The organism is Acinetobacter sp. GQ146 (assembly GCF_059758585.1).
The window spans coordinates 80,054-98,928 of sequence record NZ_JCAXDV010000004.1; the positions used below are offsets into that span (position 1 = coordinate 80,054).

General features: G+C 41.6%; 15 protein-coding genes. 10 read left to right on the forward strand and 5 right to left on the reverse strand.

The window, feature by feature from the left end:
• The first annotated feature begins 301 nt into the window (after positions 1-301).
• Together AC6CHI_RS08345 and AC6CHI_RS08350 are read left to right on the forward strand one after the other, a co-directional pair.
• Positions 302-1,828: a fumarate hydratase gene (locus tag AC6CHI_RS08345; RefSeq protein WP_498120668.1), complete on the forward strand. Its 1,527-nt coding sequence runs from the start codon at positions 302-304 to the stop codon at positions 1,826-1,828.
• Positions 1,829-1,935: 107 nt separating this feature from the next.
• Positions 1,936-2,484 (forward strand): DUF2059 domain-containing protein, encoded by a 549-nt coding sequence (locus AC6CHI_RS08350; protein ID WP_498120670.1) that lies wholly within the window; start codon positions 1,936-1,938, stop codon positions 2,482-2,484.
• A gap of 5 nt (positions 2,485-2,489) precedes the next feature.
• On the opposite strand, the gene AC6CHI_RS08355 is transcribed toward AC6CHI_RS08350, so the two are convergent.
• The 4 genes from AC6CHI_RS08355 to tig all read right to left on the reverse strand — a co-directional run bounded on the left by AC6CHI_RS08355 (position 2,490) and on the right by tig (position 6,836).
• Entirely contained in the window at positions 2,490-3,203 is a 714-nt protein-coding gene (locus AC6CHI_RS08355; RefSeq protein ID WP_498120671.1) for a DUF2846 domain-containing protein, read from the reverse strand.
• Positions 3,204-3,369: 166 nt separating this feature from the next.
• Positions 3,370-4,680 carry an ATP-dependent protease ATP-binding subunit ClpX gene (gene clpX / locus AC6CHI_RS08360; RefSeq protein ID WP_458892678.1) on the reverse strand — a complete coding sequence of 437 codons (1,311 nt, stop codon included), beginning with the start codon at positions 4,678-4,680 and terminating at the stop codon, positions 3,370-3,372.
• A 28-nt stretch (positions 4,681-4,708) separates the two neighbouring features.
• Positions 4,709-5,314, reverse strand: a complete 606-nt coding sequence (gene clpP, locus AC6CHI_RS08365; RefSeq protein WP_016168229.1) for an ATP-dependent Clp endopeptidase proteolytic subunit ClpP — start codon at positions 5,312-5,314, stop codon at positions 4,709-4,711.
• A gap of 190 nt (positions 5,315-5,504) precedes the next feature.
• Positions 5,505-6,836, reverse strand: a complete 1,332-nt coding sequence (gene tig / locus AC6CHI_RS08370) for a trigger factor (RefSeq protein WP_498120673.1) — start codon at positions 6,834-6,836, stop codon at positions 5,505-5,507.
• Positions 6,837-7,105: 269 nt separating this feature from the next.
• Between tig and AC6CHI_RS08375 the strand changes: the two genes are divergently transcribed.
• The 8 genes from AC6CHI_RS08375 to rdgB all read left to right on the forward strand — a co-directional run bounded on the left by AC6CHI_RS08375 (position 7,106) and on the right by rdgB (position 17,839).
• Entirely contained in the window at positions 7,106-9,253 is a 2,148-nt protein-coding gene (locus AC6CHI_RS08375) for a TonB-dependent receptor domain-containing protein (protein WP_498120675.1), read from the forward strand.
• A gap of 215 nt (positions 9,254-9,468) precedes the next feature.
• Positions 9,469-11,682, forward strand: a complete 2,214-nt coding sequence (locus AC6CHI_RS08380; RefSeq protein WP_498120677.1) for a TonB-dependent receptor — start codon at positions 9,469-9,471, stop codon at positions 11,680-11,682.
• 103 nt (positions 11,683-11,785) lie between these two features.
• The gene (locus tag AC6CHI_RS08385; RefSeq protein ID WP_458892674.1) at positions 11,786-12,469 is read left to right on the forward strand and encodes a Fe2+-dependent dioxygenase; all 684 of its coding nucleotides are present in this window, start codon (positions 11,786-11,788) and stop codon (positions 12,467-12,469) included.
• 438 nt (positions 12,470-12,907) lie between these two features.
• A complete protein-coding gene (gene leuA, locus AC6CHI_RS08390) occupies positions 12,908-14,605 on the forward strand; it encodes a 2-isopropylmalate synthase (RefSeq protein WP_498120679.1) in 1,698 nt (565 codons plus the stop codon).
• An 82-nt stretch (positions 14,606-14,687) separates the two neighbouring features.
• A complete protein-coding gene (gene metX, locus AC6CHI_RS08395; protein WP_498120681.1) occupies positions 14,688-15,848 on the forward strand; it encodes a homoserine O-succinyltransferase MetX in 1,161 nt (386 codons plus the stop codon).
• Entirely contained in the window at positions 15,848-16,441 is a 594-nt protein-coding gene (gene metW / locus AC6CHI_RS08400; protein WP_016168236.1) for a methionine biosynthesis protein MetW, read from the forward strand. Before metX ends, metW begins: the two co-directional genes overlap by 1 nt.
• Positions 16,438-17,025: a tetratricopeptide repeat protein gene (locus tag AC6CHI_RS08405; RefSeq protein WP_458892671.1), complete on the forward strand. Its 588-nt coding sequence runs from the start codon at positions 16,438-16,440 to the stop codon at positions 17,023-17,025. The genes metW and AC6CHI_RS08405 overlap by 4 nt, the downstream gene beginning before the upstream one ends.
• A gap of 187 nt (positions 17,026-17,212) precedes the next feature.
• Positions 17,213-17,839: an RdgB/HAM1 family non-canonical purine NTP pyrophosphatase gene (rdgB, locus tag AC6CHI_RS08410; RefSeq protein ID WP_498120683.1), complete on the forward strand. Its 627-nt coding sequence runs from the start codon at positions 17,213-17,215 to the stop codon at positions 17,837-17,839.
• Between the two features lie 55 nt (positions 17,840-17,894).
• Here rdgB and AC6CHI_RS08415 read toward each other — a convergent pair whose 3' ends face one another.
• Positions 17,895-18,773, reverse strand: a complete 879-nt coding sequence (locus AC6CHI_RS08415; protein ID WP_498120684.1) for an AEC family transporter — start codon at positions 18,771-18,773, stop codon at positions 17,895-17,897.
• Positions 18,774-18,875 lie beyond the last annotated feature (102 nt).

An 18,875-nucleotide genomic window follows, 5' to 3' on the forward strand; every position in this document is an offset into this window, starting at 1 on the left:
TTATTATGTGAAAGTTTTATTACAACTTTATGACAGCCCTGTAATTTTCTAAAACAGCCCACACCTAATCAACATAAAATCATATAATTCATGTATTTATTCCAGTTTTATCTGGTGAAAAATACCCCAATCAAGCAGTATAGCTTGGATCAGTTCAGTTTAAGGGTGAAATATTTCTCACTGAATAACCGATTTTATCCATTAAACTTTAGCCCAAAAATGCAGCAAAACACCCACAACAGCAACGTTATACCTTATAATTTAGCCCGCTAGCTAACAGCCCGCTCAAGAGATATTTGATATGACAACTATTATCAAGCAAGATGACTTGATCACTTCGGTCAAGGACGCGCTTCAATTCATTTCGTACTATCACCCACAAGACTTTATCCAAGCGATGAGCCGTGCGTACGACCGTGAAGAAAACAAAGCTGCGAAAGACGCCATTGCACAAATCTTGATTAACTCTCGTATGTGTGCAGAAGGTCATCGTCCAATCTGCCAAGATACTGGTATTGTTAACGTATTTGTTGAAGTGGGCATGGATGTTAAATTCGATTTAACCATGAGCCTAGACGATGCTATTAACGAAGGTGTACGCCAAGGTTACCTCGAAAACTCAAACGTACTTCGTGCATCAGTTCTAGCTGACCCTGCATTTGGCCGTAAAAATACCAAAGACAACACTCCTGCAGTGATTTACCACAAACTGGTTCCAGGTAACAAAGTAGACATTACTGTTGCTGCAAAAGGTGGTGGTTCAGAAAACAAATCTAAATTGGCGATGTTAAACCCATCTGATTCTATCGTGGATTGGGTACTCAAAACTGTTCCTACGATGGGTGCAGGCTGGTGTCCGCCTGGTATGCTCGGTATTGGTATTGGTGGTACTGCTGAAAAAGCCATGATGCTTGCAAAAGAATCGCTCATGGAAGAACTCAACATGGACGAATTGCTTCGTCGTGGTCCACAAAACAAACTTGAAGAACTTCGTATCGAAATCTTCGAAAAAGTTAATGCTCTTGGTATTGGCGCACAAGGTTTAGGTGGTTTAACCACCGTTCTTGATATCAAGATCAAAGACTACCCTTGCCACGCTGCGGGCAAACCAGTCGGCATGATTCCAAACTGTGCAGCAACTCGTCATGCACACTTCCAGTTAGATGGTTCAGGTGTTGCACACATTCAAGCACCGAAACTTGAAGACTATCCTTCTGTGACTTGGGATTCCTCAACTTCTAAACGTGTTGATTTAGACAACATCACTCAAGAAGAAATGAACGCTTGGCAACCAGGTGATACACTTCTTCTTAATGGTACAATCTATACTGGTCGTGACGCTGCACACAAACGTATGGTTGACATGTTGAATAACGGTGAAGAGCTTCCTGTTGACCTTAAAGGTAAATTTATTTACTACGTCGGCCCTGTAGATCCAGTTGGTGATGAAGTGGTTGGTCCTGCTGGCCCGACAACTGCTACACGTATGGACAAGTTCACTCGCCAAGTTTTAGAAGCGACGGGCATGTTCGGTATGATTGGTAAAGCAGACCGTGGTCCTGCGGCTGTTGAAGCCATTAAAGACAACAAAGCCACTTACTTAATGGCCGTTGGTGGCGCAGCTTACCTTGTGTCTAAAGCCATTCGCGAAGCTGAAGTGGTTGCATTTGCTGACTTAGGTATGGAAGCGATCTACAAGTTTGTTGTCAAAGATATGCCTGTATCGGTTGCGGTAGACGTCAATGGTACTTCTGTACACGCGACCGCACCTAAAATCTGGCAAGCTAAAATTGGTAAAATTCCTGTAGTAGATGCTGCAGCAGGCTAAGCCCTAAATTTTGCTTTTTTCAATACCCTTAACATGCTAAGGTCATGTTAAGGGTATTTTTTTATCCAAAATTCTTATTTCAATAATGATAGACAATACACAAGACTATGAAAAAATTACAGCAGACATTTACCACGCTCATACTTTGCACACTCAGCTTCACGACTTTTGCCAAACCTGCGAGCGAAGCATCCGTTGAAAAAGCACTGAAACTCAGTGATATTCGAGGCACTTTGGCACAATCTCAACAAGAAATGCGCCCTGTCTACCAACAGCAGGCAGAAGAAACAATTAAACAAATCTTTAATACAGCAAACTTAAATCCAGAACAACAAAAAGCGGCCAATCAAATCGCGGACATTACTGCATCTTTCAGTAACAAGCTAATTTCTGATCCCAAGTTTATGCAAATGCTGAAAGATGTTTACCAGAAAACTTTTACTGAAGAAGAAGTGCTTGCCAATATTCAATTCCTAGAAACACCACTCGGGCAATCGATTAACAAGAAAAGTAGCAAAATGATGAGTGAGGTCATGCGCAATAGCATGGATTTGTCTACCCAAATGATGCAAGACCCAGCCACCCAACGTGAGATCAACCATCAGATTGAGAAAACCTTAGCACCACTTTTTGAGCAAGCACAAAAGAACCCATAGATCACTTACCAAGTCCGAATATCCCAAAGTTTAAACGGCTGCGTTAATTGCACATCAGAACCAGCATCATATTTTTCTGCTTTGATTTTTTGCGCTTTATGCCGCAGCTCCCCTGTTTGCTGATCTTGCGCAACAAAGTTATAACTGGAGGATTTCAACTGGGTAAAGGCGATTTCATGTTGTCCCACTTGGTTGGGAACAAGAATCAGAGGACCGGAAACTTCCTGACGCGTATTCAGATTTTCCTCATCGTATTTCACATAATAACTTTTGCCTGCTTCCACACTAAAATCGAGATATTTCGGCTTTTGAAAATGTTGAATCCCCAAAGGTCGACTACTGGATAAACGATACGTTCCCGCAGGTAGCTCTAGCCAGTAATAATGATTATTTAGCAGACTAGGGATACGATATTTATTAATAAACAGACTCGATGCCACAATCTCCTGCCGGTTCCATTTACTATCGGGTCGATACAGATACACCACGGCCGCCTGATCATGTTGGGGTTGCACAGGATGATAATACTGTCCCAACTTCTGATTGACCCAACCACCGACCGAAGTCATGCCGAAACGGTATTGCTCAACTAACCCCGGTGCTTGACTTGTATTTACGGCATCAAGGGTTGAACTTAATTCAGGCTGCTCTAAAACCACCTGTTTATGACATCCAAATAAAAATAAACTGCTACATAACATCAGACAAAGCGAACGCATGTTGGTCCCTCACCGCGTATTTCTTGTATTTATTGGTGTGAATTTAAAATTTATTACAATTTTAGGCATCCTCGCCTTTGCCCAAGATTACCATTGCGCTTTTTGCTTGCAAATAAAAAAACGTGCGGAAATCTTAAATTTCCGCACGTTTCAGACGAATAACCATTTAAGCTGATTTTGAATTAATCACCTTTAAATCAACTTTAGCAGTATCTTCAGTCGCAGCTTTTGGTTGACGCTCCGGCTTTAACTCAGGCTTAGCCGTACCGTTAATTACTGCTTCACTCACCACAACTGTCCCGACATCTGTGCGACTTGGTAAGTCATACATAATTTCAAGCAAGGCATTTTCCAGAATCGAACGCAGACCACGCGCACCCGTATTACGCTCAAGGGCTTTCTTCGCCACAGCACGTAATGCAGACTCTTCAAACACCAAATCCACATGTTCCATATCAAACAAATGTTGGTACTGACGAGTTAAAGCATTTTTGGGTTCAGTCAGAATTTGCATGAGTGCTTCTTCATCCAACTCATCCAAAGTCGCAATTACAGGCAAACGACCAATAAATTCAGGGATTAAACCGAATTTCACCAAATCTGTCGCTTCAACTTGACGGAACAAATCTGAAAGCTGTTTGCCTTCATCTTTCTTCTTCACATCTGCCGTAAAGCCAATACCACCCTTCTCTTGACGCTGTTGTACAATTTTCTCTAGACCTGAGAATGCACCGCCACAGATAAACAAGATATTCGAGGTATCAATCTGGATAAATTCTTGCTGCGGATGCTTACGACCACCTTGAGGTGGAATCGATGCCACAGTCCCTTCAATCATTTTCAGCAAGGCTTGCTGTACACCTTCACCCGAAACATCTCGAGTAATCGATGGATTTTCCGATTTACGGGTAATTTTATCGATCTCATCGATATAGATAATGCCCTTTTGCGCCTTTTCTACATCGTAATCCGCTTTTTGTAATAACTTCTGCACGATGTTTTCAACATCTTCACCCACATAACCTGCTTCGGTCAGTGTCGTCGCATCCGCCATGGCAAAAGGCACATCTAATAAACGTGCTAGCGTCTGAGCCAGTAAAGTTTTACCCGAGCCTGTTGGTCCGACCAACAGAATATTACTTTTCGCAATCTCAACCGCGTCGTCGTGCTTATGTCCACCATGGGTCACTTTAAGACGCTTATAGTGGTTATAAACTGCAACTGAAAGGGTTTTCTTCGCCACATCTTGACCAATCACATACTGATCGAGTGCCGCACGAATTTCTTGAGGTTTCGGCAAAGGCTTAGCCGCCCAGTCACCAGATTCGACCTGTTGACTGGTTTGTACTAAGTCTAGGCATACGTCCACACATTCATTACAGATGTACGCGTCCTCACCTGCAATCAGTTTCCCGACTTCAGACTGCGTTTTACCGCAAAATGAACAATGCTTTTGTCCTTGAGGATGTTCGGACATATTTACTCCAATACTAAAATCTTAAAACTTATGGACGTTTGCTAAGCACTTCATCCACAAGACCGTATTCTTTCGCTGCCTGTGCAGTCATAAAGTTGTCACGGTCTGTATCTCTTGCCACAGTTTCATAGTCTTGACCACTATGCTCTGCCATTAAGCGGTTTAAACGCTCTTTAATGAATAAAATCTCACGCGCATGGATTTCAATATCCGATGCTTGACCACGGAAACCACCAAGCGGTTGGTGAATCATAACACGTGCATTTTCTAAACAATAACGTTTACCTTTCGCACCTGCGTTGAGTAAGAATGCACCCATCGATGCAGCCTGACCCATACAGTAAGTCACAACATCTGGCTTAATAAACTGCATGGTATCGTAGATTGCCATACCCGCAGTTACTGAACCACCTGGCGAGTTAATGTATAAATGAATATCTTTATCTGGGTTCTCTGCTTCTAAAAACAACATCTGCGCCACAATTAAATTGGCCATGTTGTCTTCCACTTCACCCGTTAAGAAAATAACGCGTTCACGCAAAAGGCGCGAAAAAATATCAAATGAACGTTCACCACGAGACGATTGCTCAACTACAACAGGGACTAACGCGTTTTCAATAGTTGGAACATACATACGTTTATTTATTCCTAAATTTTTTGTGACTTAACCCATATCCACAATATGAGGGATAATGACCGAAATTGCAAAATATTCCCCATTAAATAACAGATATTTTTTGCATAAGCTTTGTGAATTTAGGACAAGTCGATACACTGCTGAGATAAAAAAAGGCGCTTAAAGCGCCTTTTTCCACTACAGCTAATTAGCCTTGTTGACGAGCTTGTTGCTCTTTCAACAATTCTTCATAGCTCACAGTTTTATCAGTTACTTTCGCAGCTGCTAAAATGTGATCAACAACTTGATCTTCTAAAACAACAGCTTCAATTTGTGAACGTTGTTGCTTGTCATTTTTGAAGTATTCAATAACTTCAGTTGGATCTTCGTAAGAAGAAGCCATGTCTTCGATGTAAGCTTCAACACGTGCTTGGTCAACTTCAAGTTTAGCATCCGCCAATACTTTGCTTACCAATACGCCAAGTTTTACAGATTTCTCAGCTTGCTCTTTGAACAATTCATCTGGAAGCATACTGCTGTCAAATGCTTTAGCACCTTGAGCACCAAACTGTTGCGTGAACTGCTGGATCATTTGTTGACGTTGACGATCAATTTCTTGAGCAACCATTGCTGCTGGAAGTTCAACTTCGTTTGCAGCAACTAAAGCATCAAAAGTTGCGCCTTTCACTTGGTTACGAAGACCGTTTTTCACTTCGCGTTCCATGTTTTTACGTACGTCAGCTTTTAACTTCTCAACGCCTTCTTCTTCAGTTAAACCAAAGATTTGTAGGAATTCAGCGTCAACTTCTGGAAGTTTTTGCTTTTCAACAAGCTTCACAGTGATTTTGAATTGCGCTGCTTTACCAGCAAGGTTCTCTGCTTGGTAGTCTTCAGGGAAAGTTACGTCAATAACTTTCTCTTCACCTTTCTTCATACCAACGATACCGTCTTCGAAGCCAGGGATCATACGACCAGAACCTAATACAAGTTTAAAGTCTTCAGCTGCGCCACCTTCAAACTTCTCACCATCAACAGTACCTTCGAAATCGAAAGTTACTTGCATGTCTTTTTTCGCCATGCCTTTGGTTTCAGCCCAAGTTGCACGTTGCTTTTGCAGGTTTTCGATCATTTGATCAACGTCTTTGTCTTCAACTGAAGACGCTTTACGTTCAACTTCTAAACCTTCAAATTTAACGTCAACTTCTGGATAAACTTCAACAGTCGCTTCGTATACAAGCGCATCGTCTTTGTTTTCCACTTTATCAATGTTTGGCATGCCAACAGCATTGATTTTTTCTTGTTGAATTGCTTCGAATACTGTGTCACGGATTACGTCATTTACCACTTCTTGGTAAATACCCGCGCCATATTCACGGCGAACTACGTTTAATGGCACTTTACCTGGACGGAAGCCGTTAATCTTTACAGTTTTAGCAGTGCGTTTTAAACGTGCTTCAAATTGCTCGTTCACACGGCTCGTCGGTACAGATACATTTAAACGACGGGCAACGCCCGAAACCGCTTCAGAAGTTACTTGCATGGCTTCCTCGAAATTTAGTAATAACAGTTTATAAAAAAGTGCCACATTATATGACAACATTTAAAGATATACAAAACTGGATGTTTAAACTACAGGATTTTATCTTATTTTCTTTAAGTCTTTTGTTTCTTTTTCTAAATTTCCGATCATTTCTCCTTTTTTAAACGGCAATTATTGCAAATGATAAACTTTATCATTATCATACACACAAACATAATATTTATTTTTATTTTCAGATATTTATCTCGTCCAACTTTGGAATTCTATTTATGAGTAAGTTCAACCTTCGCCCCCTTACCCTTGCGATACTCAGTTTATCGAGCAGTGCTGCTTTTGCGGAAAGTCGTACAGAAAACTCCTCCTCTACGCATCAACTCTCCACCATTGTGGTTTCCGCAGCGGGGTTTGAACAAGATATTAAAAATGCGCCTGCCAGCATCAGTGTGGTAACTAAAGAAGATATTGAACGAAAAAATGCGAGCAATATTGCAGATCTGTTAGCCGATGTGCCTGGAATTGACATCCGCTCAGGTGTCGGTAAAACCGCAGGATTAAACATCAAAATGCGCGGTTTAGGCAATGATTACAGTCTAATTTTAATTGATGGGCGACGCCAAACCACATCTTCTGATGTAACGCCAAATGGCTTTGGAGAAACTTCCAATAGCTTTCTCCCTCCTCTTTCGGCGATTGAACGTATTGAAGTGATTCGTGGTCCAATGGCTACTCGCTACGGTTCCGAAGCAATGGGAGGTGTCATCAACATTATTACCAAAAAAATCAGTAATGAATGGCATGGTAATGTTACTGTAAGTGGCAATGTGATGGAGCATAAAGCTGAAGCCGACTCATGGAAAACGAGCTTTTTACTCAATGGTCCCATCATTGAAAACCGTCTTGGTCTACAGCTTCGAGGGAGCTATTTAGATCGTCAAAGTTCTGAACGTATCGTTACTGGCTCAACCTCACGTGACCCTCGACCGAGTGAAGCGGATAACTATGATGTTGGCGGTAAACTCAATCTGAGTTTGAATGACCAGAATTCGCTTTGGGCTGATGCCTTTCATTCAAAACAAATCTATAGCAATGCAGGAAACCGTTTAGGTACCCAAGATACTCCTGCTCGAGCACGCGGCTATAAAGATGAATTAGAGTTTAACCGTGAGCAGTATTCTCTTGGTCATGATGGTAATTATGACTTTGGTACTTGGAACACCTATATCAGCCAAACCAAGACAGAAACCATTGGGCGTACAATTCCAACCAATACTTTCCCCAATAATGCGTATGCAGGTCGTGATCGTACATTAGAAAATACAGATTTAGTTGCAGACAGCCACATCATTACCACACTCAAAAACCATAAATTGACTTTAGGTGCAGAATACAAAAAAGCTGAAAGTGTGGATGATATTGCGGGCTTAGGTGCGACGTTCGAGAAGGATTCCTACTCATTCTATGCTGAAGATGAGTGGAATCTATTGGATAATTTACATTTTACCTTTGGCGGACGCTATGAAGACCATTCAGGTTTTGGCGGGCATTTTAGTCCGCGTGCCTATCTGGTCTGGAATACCACAGATGCTTTGACTATTAAAGGTGGTGTGAGTACAGGCTACAAAGCTCCTTCTGCCAAAGCCTTACACAATGGCATTATTAACTTTAGCGGCCAAGGTACAACGCCTGTACTGGGCAATCCAGATTTAAAGCCAGAAACCTCAGTCAATTATGAACTGGGTTTAAATTACCAACCGACAGACCGACTCGATTTTAATACCACCGCTTTCTTTAATATTGTCGAAGATAAAATTGTATCGAAAGAATTTGATTGCAATATTAGTGATTGTTCTGGCTTAGGCAGCGGTGTGACCTCTTATTCCAAGAGCTTTAATGCAGACGAGGCAGAAATTTATGGACTCGAAACTTCACTAAAATATCAAATCATTCCCGAGTGGGACATTAAAGCCGCTTATACCTTTACCGAATCTGAAATTACCAAAGGTGAAAACAAAGGTTATGCACTCGAGTCTACGGCTAAACATCTATTCAATCTGACGTCGACATGGCATATCAACGATGCTTTTGATCTGTGGTTACAACATGAATATCAGTCTGGTCGTCCACGCTACTTAACAAGCCAAACTGGCGATGCGCTGAATATTCAGCAGCAAACTGGTAATGAATTCTCTGGTTATAACTTATTTAACTTAGGTACCAGTTATCAACTCAGCGATCAGGTACGTATTAATGCCGCTGTAAACAATTTATTAGACAAAGACTTTACCGAATACATGGACTACTACGACTTAAATGGTGATGTACAACAAGCCTATAAGTACCTTTCCATCGGTTCTGGAATGTCTGGAACGTATATTTCTGGGCGTAACTACTGGCTATCTATCTCTTACGACTTTTAATATTTAAAATCCCAATAAAAAACCCTGTTTTGGCAGGGTTTTTCTATATTTATATAAAATCATGTACTTACATACAAACTGTTACACAATCTCATTAATTTTTACATTTTCATTACGCCTATTAATCGACAATTCCAATCATTTACAATTGGTAAAATAAATAAGAATTATTATTATTCGCATACGAATTTTTACTACTCTTTGTGAGTTCAGAAATGTCTTTTATTAAAACGCGTAAAAAATTAGTGTCGACGGCAATTGCCTCTTCTTTATCTGTTATCGCAACAACTGCAATCGCTCAGGATGACGCGACACAACTTCCAACAATTCATACTGAAGCAACTCAAGAAGAATCTTTAAAAGTTGATCAATCTGCAAATACAAAATTTGTCGCACCACTAAAAGATACGCCTAAATCCGTTTCTGTGCTTTCGCAAAAATTACTCAAAGAAACCAATTCAAATACCTTATTAGAAGCCTTGCGAAATGAACCTGGTATTACCTTAGGAGCTGGAGAAGGTGGTGCACCTTATACCGATATTCCATACATCCGCGGTTACAATGGTCAAAGTGCAATTTATGTAGATGGTGTCCGCAATTCCTCAACCCAAAATCGCGATATGTTTGCCATTGAACAAGTAGAAATTACAAAGGGTTCTAGTTCTGCTATTTCAGGAGGAAGTGGTGTTGGTGGCAGCATTAATCTAATTCCTAAAGTAGCTCATGCTGGCGATGAATATCAAGGAACAGTCGCAGGCGGAACAGATAACTATAAACACATTGTATTAGATGCTAACAAAGACTTTGGTAATGGCGTGGCTAGTCGTGTCATCGTCATGGGGCATGAAAATGAAAAAGCCGGACAAAATGATGGTGCCGAATATGCTCGTGTGGGTATCGCGCCAAGTATTGCATTTGGCTTAGGTAGCCCAAATCGCGCAACGCTCAGCTACTATTTCTTAAAAAGTAATGATGAACCAGATTCTGGTATCCCATTTGATGTAAATAATGGTGGAAAACCAGTTAATGTAAAACAAGGATCTTATTATGGTTGGAAAGATCGTGACTTTGATAAGCGTGAAAATCATATTGGTTCATTAAAACTTGAGCATGATTTAAACGACGATTTAACTGTAACTAATATTTCGACATATAGCTTATCTAAAGCAGATTATATTTATACCAATCCAGATGATTCCAAAGGCAACATCTATGATGGAAAAGTATATCGTCGTGCAACACAATCAATCCGCGATACTGAAGCATTTACAGATCAATTATCATTAGCTGGTAAATTTAATACTGCAAGCTTGGAACATAGTTTCAACATCGGTGCAGAATACAATCGTGAGAAAACAAATCGCGGTAATTATAATATGACCTACCCTGGATATACGGGTTCAACAACCGCTGGATTTAATTCTGATTGTTCTCAAGAAAATGGTTGGTGTACAGATTTAAATAATCCAAATGCAAATGATGCGTGGTTAGGCACAACAACAGCAAACAAAAAGCAAACCACATTAACCAATGAAACAGTCTCACTATATGCATTAGATAGCATCGAATTAAATAAATACTGGTTAGTCAATCTTGGAGCGCGTTGGGATCAATTTAATACCGAGTTAAAATACAATAAAGATGTAAAAACTAGTAGTAGCACTACAGTAGCGGGTACAACGTATTCAAATGATACAGACTACTTCTCTTATCAGGCTGGTATAGTATTCCGCCCGACTGAAAATGGCAGCATTTATGCAAGCTATGCGACTTCAGCCAACCCTGTGGGTATTGATCCAGATATTGATGGACTAAGCGAATCTACAAAGAACTTAGAGCCAGAAAAAGCACGCACCTATGAAATCGGTACAAAATGGAGTCTTTGGGACAACCGTGCCAATGCAACTGCTGCGATCTTCCGTACAGAGAAACAAGATACGCGTATTACTGATAGCACAGGCGCATCTACAAATGCTGGTTCAAGTAAAGTAGATGGTGTTGAAATTGGCTTAACAGGTCATATCACTGATCAATGGGAAATGGCTATTGGCTATAGCTACTTAGATAGCGAACTTGAAGAAGGTGGTATCGTCAGAAATGAGCAAGTTCAATCAGGTGGCCCAATCCCATTCGTTGCTAAAAACAGTGCAAACCTGTGGACAACGTATCAAGTATTACCGCAACTCACTGTAGGTGCAGGCGTCCAATACCGCGATAAAGTTTACACATATCATGATCAAAGTCGTGTTTTACCTACATTCACCATTTACAATGCCATGGCAAAATACAATGTCAATAACAACATTGATTTACAGTTAAATATCAACAATATCTCTGACAAACGTTACTTTACTAGTGCACATGCACGTCATTATGCAAACGAAGGCGAAGGTCGCAATGCGGTATTAGCCATCAACTTTAAGTACTAAGACTTAATTCCATAAATTAATTATGGAATTAACTTAAGTTAAGATAAAATAGCCTCTGCCCAGAGGCTATTTTTATAACCATTTATTAAGAAGGATATAGGCTGTGATTCATCACATTCCAAATGTTTTATCCAAAGAACAAGTCGCTGAATTCCGCCAATTAATGGCAACAGCCAATTGGGTGGGTGGGAAAGTCACAGCTGGCACCCTTTCTGCTTCAGTCAAACAAAATCAACAATTATCCGAAAATGATCCGCTCACCCATCATCTGAGTGAATTGGTAATTCAAGCCATTTGGAAAAATCCAATTTTTCAAGCCGCTGCATTGCCGCATCAAATCATTCCCCCGCTGTTTAACCGTTATGACGAACATGAAAGTTTTGGTTTTCATGTTGATAACTCGATTCGCCTGATTCGCGGGACCTCACAACAAATGCGCACGGATTTATCCTGTACTTTATTTTTAAGTGAGCCCGAAGAATATGATGGTGGCGATTTGGTGATTGAAGACACCTATGGTTATCATGAAGTGAAGTTACCTGCAGGCGATGTTGTGCTCTATCCCGCAACCAGCTTACATGAAGTAAGTAGCATTACTCGAGGTACACGTTTTGCTTCTTTCTTTTGGGTACAAAGCTTAATTCGTGAGGACCAGAAACGACATCTCCTGTTCAATCTCGATGAAAGCATTCGTCAATTACGTAAAGATCATGATGATGCTTATCCAGAAGTGATGAAATTGACCAATATCTATCACAACTTAATTCGAATGTGGTCAGAATTATAAGTATTGATCTCAGTTTCTTATCTAATTTTTCAAAAATTACAATTTTCTTGGGAAATTTTTTCTTATATTAAAATAATAACGCAAAATTAGAAAAACATTTCCCTTGCAACCTCATTAGAATAAATGATGAACCTTTGCACGATATCCAATTTTCGCCTAGACTCCATTGAGCTATATGCGAATGATTGCATAAGTGAAATCTCTGTCTTGATCTTGATGGTTACATGATGAAAACGAATGATATTTTTGCTTTTCCGACTCACGCTCAACCTAGAATGAATCTCCTGATGCTGCGCCACGCGCGCGTATAAAAATTTTGCTATTTTTAAGCAATCCCCCCTAAATATCCCTTTAATTTTGTTGAAATAGACACCATATATTAGTAGTACGTTGCATTTTAATAATACCGAGCAACGGACACTACACAAGGAGTTCCTCATGATGTTGGCTGATCCAAGTAAAAAATACCGTCGCATGTACCAGCGTGTAGACTTGCCTGACCGTCAATGGCCAAACAAAGAAATTACCCAAGCGCCGATTTGGATGAGTACCGACCTTCGTGACGGTAACCAAGCAATTTTTGAACCGATGGACATGGAACAAAAATTTAAAATGTTCCAAATGTTGGTCAAAATTGGCTTTAAACATATTGAAATTGGCTTCCCTTCTGCATCGCAAATTGACTTTGACTTTACGCGCAAGTTGATTGAAGAAGGTCACATTCCTGATGACGTCTATATTGAAGTTTTGGTTCAAGCACGTGATCACTTAATTCAACGTACCTTTGAATCTTTACAAGGGGCTAAACGTGCCATTGTGCACATCTACAACTCAAACTCTCCGACCTTCCGTCAAAAAGTATTGAATGTGGATATTGCAGGTGCAAAACAATTAGCGATTAACGCAGCAGAAAAAGTCAAAGAATATGCAGCACAACAACCAGAAACTGAGTGGGTCTTCCAATACAGCCCAGAATGTTTCTCTGCAACTGAATTAGAAGTTGCAAAAGACGTCTGTGACGCTGTGACTGAAATCTGGGATGCTCGCCCAGAACAGAAAGTCATTTTGAACTTGCCTGCAACCGTAGAAGTGTCTACACCAAATGTTTATGCCGATCAAATTGAATGGATGCACCGTAACATTGCTCGTCGTGACGGCGTGATTATTTCTGTGCACTGTCACAATGACCGTGGTTGTGGTATCGCTGCTTCTGAATTGGCGATTATGGCGGGTGCTGACCGTGTAGAAGGCTGTGTGTTTGGGAATGGTGAACGCACAGGTAACGTTGATGTTGCAGCAATTGCCTTAAACATGTACACCCAAGGTGTGGCACCAAACTTAGACTTCTCCAACATTAATGAAGTGATTGCCACTGTAGAAGAATGCACTGGCTTACCTGTGCACCCACGTCATCCATATGCAGGTGACTTGGTCTTTACTGCGTTCTCTGGCTCACACCAAGATGCAATTAAAAAAGGCTTTGAATACCAGAAAAATGAAGAAATCTGGGACATGCCATACTTACCAATCGATCCAAAAGACTTGGGTCGTGACTACGATGCGGTCATTCGCGTCAACTCACAATCAGGTAAAGGTGGTATTTCGTACTTATTAGAATCGAACTACAATGTGGTGTTGCCGCGTCGTTTGCAAATTGAATTCTCTCAAGTGGTGCAGCAAGTAGCGGATGAAGAAGGTGTTGAAGTTTCAGCACAACAAATCTGGAACTTGTTTAAAAATACCTACGTTGAAACCAAAGATGCACATTATTCAGCGAAAAATTACCGTTTGTCGGATGAAAATGGCAACCAAGTGATTGAGTTAGATATCGAACTTAATGGTGAAACTCAACATTTACGTGGTGAAGGCAACGGTCCGATTTCTGCAATGTTGAATGCACTTCAATTACCGATTGATGTCTTGAACTATGAAGAACGCAGCATTGGCTCTGGTGCACATGCGAAAGCCTTAGCCTTGATTGAGATTCAGGTGAAAGGTACTGGTAAGTCAGCCTTTGGTGCTGGCATCCATGACAACATTGTCACTGCATCGATTGAAGCAATCCTTGCTTGTACCAATCGCTTAATTGAACAAGGCGTGCTTAGCACTGAACAAGTGATTGCTGCCGCAGTTTAAGCATAAAAAAACTTTAGAAAGGATACCCTCAAGTGGTATCCTTTTGTTTATTGATCGAAAAAATTTAAGGCGAAGTATTTCTGTGTCTTTTCCAGCTGACTCAGTGGGCCTCGTAACCCCACAAAAGTTCCAATTCGAAGAGCCGTTAGAACTTGAATGTGGTCGTGTTTTACCACGTTTTGAAATGATGGTTGAAACCTACGGCACACTCAACGCAGATCACTCGAATGCCATTCTCATTTGTCACGCCTTGTCCGGACATCACCATGCTGCGGGTTATCATCATGCAGATGATAAAAAAGCAGGCTGGTGGGATGCGTGTATTGGTCCTGGTAAAGCGATTGATACTTCTAAATTCTTTGTGGTTGCCTTAAATAATATTGGCGGCTGTAGTGGCTCTACGGGTCCAATCTCACCCAATCCAGAAAATGACAATCGTCCCTATGGCCCCGACTTTCCTTTAGTCACCGTGCGAGACTGGGTCAAAACCCAAGCCATGCTGTCTGATCGCTTAGGTATTCAAACTTGGTACGCGATTATTGGCGGCTCTTTGGGTGGCATGCAGGCGTTACAATGGTCGGTCGATTATCCTGAGCGTTTACAAAAATGCGTGATTATTGCCAGCGCACCAAAACTCTCCGCACAGAACATTGCCTTTAACGAAGTGGCGCGTCAGTCGATTTTGTCGGATCCTGACTTTCATCAAGGTCGTTATTTAGAACATGACAGCTATCCGAAACGCGGCTTAATTTTGGCGCGTATGGTGGGTCACATTACCTACCTGTCTGAAGAAGCCATGAAACAAAAATTTGGACGTGACTTAAAGTCTGGCAAATTTATGTACGGTTTTGATGTCGAATTCCAAGTCGAAAGCTATTTACGTTACCAAGGCGAACAGTTCAGCCGTAATTTTGATGCCAATACTTATCTGATAATGACCAAGGCGCTGGATTACTTTGACCCTTCCCGTGAATACGAACATTCATTGACCCAAGCGATGTCTCAGACCCAATGTAAGTTTCTGGTGGTGTCATTTACCACCGACTGGCGCTTTACTCCTGAACGTTCACAAGAAATTGTAGATGCTTTAATTACCAATCATAAACCGGTCAGCTATTTAGATATTAGCGCAGAACAAGGTCATGATTCGTTCTTGTTCCCGATTCCGCTGTATGTCAAATCATTACGTGCATTTTTAGGTGGTGAAGAACACCTCAAATCTACCCCTAAGGAGGCTGTGTAATGCGTATCGATCATCAACTGGCAGAAGCATGGATTAAACCAGATTCTAAAGTGCTTGACTTGGGCTGTGGTGATGGCGAATTGCTGGCACACATGAGCAAACAGCACAACATTCGTGCATATGGCTTAGAAATTGATCAGGAAAAGATTGCAATTGCCATCAGTCGAGGGTTAAATATTATTCAGCAGGACTTAAATTTAGGTTTAAGTCGTTTTGCCGACCAGTCTTTCGACTATGTGGTCATGGCACAAGCTTTGCAAGCAGTAGATGCGCCTGACGTATTATTACGTGATATGGTGCGCGTGGGGAAACAAGCCATTATTACCTTTCCAAACTTTGCGCATTGGAAGACACGTTCTTTCTTAGCTTTAAAGGGAATGATGCCTGTTTCAGAAGCATTACCGTATATGTGGTATAATACTCCAAATATCCACTTATGTACTTTTCGTGATTTTGAAGCACTTTGTGCAGAAAACAACATCCGAATAATTAATCGACTTGCCGTAAATGGGGATCAGCAAGGTAGTTTACTGAGTAAACATATCCCGAATCTGTTTGGTGAAGTCGCAATTTATCGAGTGAGCGCACTATGAAAAAATTATTACTAAGCACACTAGTTTTTGGACTTTTTAGCATTCAGTCTCATGCTGAGTATGTTTCGCCATCTGCTTCCATTGCTAGTCAAGCTGCCCAATATTCTACCATGGACATTGGTAACCTAGTGAAAGCGGCAAAAGCAGGACAACCTGCGGCACAGTTTTACTTAGGCACCAAATACCAAACTGGTAAAGACATTAAGCAAGATGACCGTCAGGCATTTGCTTGGTTTAAAGCTGCTGCTGATCAGGGCTTATCCCCTGCTCAGTTAAATGTTGGTCGTATGTATGCCGATGGTGTCGGTGTGGCCAAGAATGAAACTTTGGCTCGCCAATACTTTGAAAAAGCAGCCAGCCATGGCGACAACCGTGCCAGCTTTAACCTTGCCATGATGGAAGAGCAAAAGAAAAACTACATTGGTGCTTACCAGTGGTACGAACTTTCTACCCGTGATGGCATGCTCGACAACAAAGTGATTTCGATGTCTGAAGGCAAGAAAACCGCTTTGGCGGCCAACTTGACTCAAGACCAGATTCGTTTGGCACGTGACCGTGCGGACAAATGGATTCAGGCGCAGTAATTTGTATTGCATTTTAAAAGCACCTTCGGGTGCTTTTTTATTGCCCTGTGGTTTAGGCTGGTAAGTTTTGCAAACACGAAGTCTCAGATTAATTTTCGTGCGCTCTCAATCTCATTCAAAAAATCGCCTGCTTGATGGCGGCTAAAATCGACTACACTAAGCCAATTCCAACATAAGGGTAATTTTCATGTCTGCACAAGATTGGCTATCTCAAGGCACATTGGTACTTGCCAGTAATAACAAAGGTAAAATTGCTGAATTTGAGAAACTCTTTGCCGAGCTTCAACTCCCAGTCCACGTTGTGCCACAAGGGCAACTGAACATTGAAGATGCGGTTGAGGATGGCTTGAGCTTTGTTGAAAATGCCATCATTAAAGCCCGCCATGCCAGCCGTATTTCAGGCAAACCTGCAATTGCCGATGATTCGGGCATTTGCGTGCCGGTTTTAGGCGGTGCACCAGGCATCTATTCTGCGCGTTTTTCAGGTGAACATGGCGATGATGCGGCCAACAATCAGAAACTCTTGGCCGAACTCCAACCATTGCGTAAAGATGGTGAGGCGATTGAGGCCATGTTCGTTTGCGTACTGGCATTGGTGCAACATGCCGATGATCCGCTACCACAAATTTTCCAAGGCATTTGGACAGGTGAAGTACTCGAAGCTGCACGGGGTGAAAACGGTTTTGGTTATGATCCACTGTTCTGGCTACCGGAACTTGGACTGAGTAGTGCCGAGCTTTCAAAGGCAGAAAAAAATAAGATCAGTCATCGCGGTCAAGCCATGCAATTATTTAAGCACAGTTTAGAAAAATAACGTCCCCATCTGTTTATGTTTCAAGTCCTCTCTCCGCTCAGGAGAGAGCTGCACCTCAAGAAAACAGATGCAGTAAAGCTCCATACAGACTCACCACCACGCAACTTACAATTGTCCCTGAAGCAATATACTTTGCTGAGGTTCCAGTACCCTGATAATGGGTTTCCAAAGCCACAATATTGGCAGCCGGCGGCAAACAAAACAGTAAAAACATCACACCGATATAGCGTTCGATATGTGGGATAGGGACCAAATAATAGGTCAAACCGCAAAGTACGATGCCACAGAGTAATTTTAGTGCCGCCATTTTGCTACTTTGCCACAAGTCAGTTGCGTACACTTTGGTATGTCTTAACCACATGCCCAGCACACACATGCCTGAAAAGCTCATGCCAAATTTGGCTGCGCTATACAGCCCATCGAGCCCCTGATGGTCCGACCAGTGCTGCATCCCCATCGCACGAAAAAGTACAGCCAAACTCAAGGCTATCATTGGCGGAGAGCGCATAATTTTTTTCAAAAGCAAAGAGAGTGGCTGCGGAGTCGCACTAACCGCAGTGACTGCCCACACATTGCCAAAGATTGATCCGCCAATATACAGTGCCACCATCGCTGCACTGATTTGTGAACCAAACAAAGCGATTGCAAATGGAAAGCCCAACCAGGCCATGTTGACGTAACTAAAGCACAATGCTTTCAGCTTATTCTTGGAAAAAGCGTAGAAAAAATAGAAGAGTACTACAGCAACCATAAAGCTGAACAGCATCAGGCTCAAACTGCCAGCCTGATAAAACACCATGTTGTAAATAATCACTATCGGGATAAAACAACGTGCGAGCAGACTCGATAGTCCAGTCTTGAGCTGAGGCGCAAACCTACTGGTTGCGAGAATGAATCCTGTTATAAATGCCAGCACCGGTAGCAGCAAATTCACCTGAATTTCCTTGAAATTTCACAAAATCATCATAGCACTGGAATTTGCATGTTTGCCTGTATTTTGCCGTGCTGTCTTAAAACTGCAACCTGAGCGTCACAC